Origin of the sequence: Burkholderia sp. BCC1638 (assembly GCF_902833195.1) — a bacterium.
Classification (GTDB): domain Bacteria; phylum Pseudomonadota; class Gammaproteobacteria; order Burkholderiales; family Burkholderiaceae; genus Burkholderia; species Burkholderia diffusa.
Genome location: NZ_CADFEC010000098.1, coordinates 1 through 650, shown reverse-complemented (window position 1 = coordinate 650; position 650 = coordinate 1). Strand labels below are relative to the sequence as shown.

At 64.8% G+C, this 650-nt stretch carries 1 protein-coding gene; it reads right to left on the bottom strand.

The window, feature by feature from the left end; all coding sequences use genetic code 11:
- On the bottom strand, positions 1–650 hold a 650-nt coding region (gene phaZ, locus HWX22_RS31365; RefSeq protein ID WP_175912728.1), incomplete at both ends, for a polyhydroxyalkanoate depolymerase.

Genomic DNA, 650 nt, shown 5'->3' with positions numbered 1-650 from the left:
TCCCAGTGCGATTGCGCGTGACGTTCCGGATTCATCGCGACGAAGCCCGTGTGCTGCAGGAAGCCCGGATACACGTGGCGGCCTTCGCCCGGATAGTTCGCGGGCACCGTGTGGATCACGTTGTTCTCGAACCACGCGGTCGAGTGCTGCGTCGCGAGCGAGTTCACCGACGTCGGGCTGCGGCGCGCGTCGATCGGGCCGCCCATCATCGTCATCGTGAGCGGCGTGTCCTCGCCGCGGCTCGCCATCAGCGAGATCGCCGCGAGCACCGGCACGGTCGGCTGGCACACGGAAATCACGTGCAGGTTGCGCGCGCCGATGTGGCGGATGAATTCCTGGATATACGCGATGTAGTCGTGCAGGTGGAACGGGCCGACCTCGACCGGCACCATCCGCGCGTCGATCCAGTCGGTGATGTACACCTTGTGATCCTGCAGCAGCGTGCGCACGGTGTCGCGCAGCAGCGTCGAGTGGTGGCCCGACAGCGGCGCGCAGACCAGCACGACCGGCTCGTCCTTCAATTGCGTGACGGCATCGGCGTCGTCCGAATAGCGTTTGAAGCGCAGCAGCCGGCAGAACGGCTTCTCGACGATCGTCTGCTCGACGATCGGGATGTTGTGGCCGTCCTTGACGATCTGATGAATGTTGAA